Source organism: Neosynechococcus sphagnicola sy1, assembly GCF_000775285.1.
In the GTDB taxonomy this organism is placed as follows: domain Bacteria; phylum Cyanobacteriota; class Cyanobacteriia; order Neosynechococcales; family Neosynechococcaceae; genus Neosynechococcus; species Neosynechococcus sphagnicola.
This window is the reverse complement of record NZ_JJML01000107.1, coordinates 1-935: the sequence shown is the minus strand read 5'-3', so window position 1 is coordinate 935 and position 935 is coordinate 1. Positions and strand designations below refer to the sequence as shown.

At 49.5% G+C, this 935-nt stretch carries 1 protein-coding gene and 1 pseudogene; both read right to left on the bottom strand.

Annotated elements, in window-relative coordinates; genetic code table 11:
• Positions 1–48 precede the first annotated feature (48 nt).
• Positions 49–192, bottom strand: a complete 144-nt coding sequence (locus DO97_RS22755) for a DUF2887 domain-containing protein (protein ID WP_081980902.1) — start codon at positions 190–192, stop codon at positions 49–51.
• A 363-nt stretch (positions 193–555) separates the two neighbouring features.
• Positions 556–935 (bottom strand): annotated as a pseudogene (locus DO97_RS24575) (NAD(P)H-quinone oxidoreductase subunit 4); the annotation flags it as partial.

Sequence of the window (935 nt, the reverse complement as noted above, 5' to 3'; positions counted from 1 at the left end):
TGGATCAAGCTGAAACTGGACTTCTACAAATAGATTGGCAAGTCTGGATCAGAAGCCGGGGGCAAAAAATCCCATCCAGTCGGAAGCGGTTTGCTTAACTTCCACGGATTGGAACTGATAGGGAACCGGCGGAGAATCTCCCAGCAATTCAAACAGCAAATGAGGAGCCGTGGAGAATAAGCGATAAAACAGAGAATCGGGTTTTCAATCGGGAGATGACTGAAGATGGCTCAATTGTATATCCAGCAAGGAACACCCCTGAAGCCTGATCTCTCTCTGCACCGGGAACCATCAGAGGATGTTTTAAAAGGGTCAGGTCGAGCATCACAAATAACCTGTACTGATGATCGCAATTCCCAAAGCCCCGATTTTCTCCTAGCTGTTTCTCAGTAGTCCAGGTAGTTCAGGCTACGCTGGGTATCCCTTGATCATGCACCCCACCCTAACCCCACCTTGGTAAGGGGAGGGAAAAGAATCCATTTTCCTTCGGGATAAAAAAGAGGCTACTGAATTCAGTAGCCTCTTTTAATGTTGTCCAGTGAGGTTGTCCAGGATTTACTGGCCAATAACTGGGGCGTGCAGCATCGGCATGGTTTCCAGTCCCAGGGAGTGCATGGCTAGGGCTGGAGGGGGGGTAAGTTGTTTTTGAACCACTGCCGGGATAGACGCCCGCAGTCGTGCGGTTAATTGCATGGTTTTGCTGTCGTAGATCTGAGTCAGGAGTTTGGGATAGAACCCAATTCCGATAATGGGAACCAGCAGACACCCAATAATAAAGACTTCACGGGGTTCAGCATCCACGAGGGCTTCGTGGGAAATTAGTTCCTGATTTTCGGGGCCGTAGAAGATTTCCCGCAACATCGACAGCAGATAAATGGGCGTCAGAATCACGCCTACAGCTGCCAGCAGCACCACTGGCATTTTGAAGAAGGTAC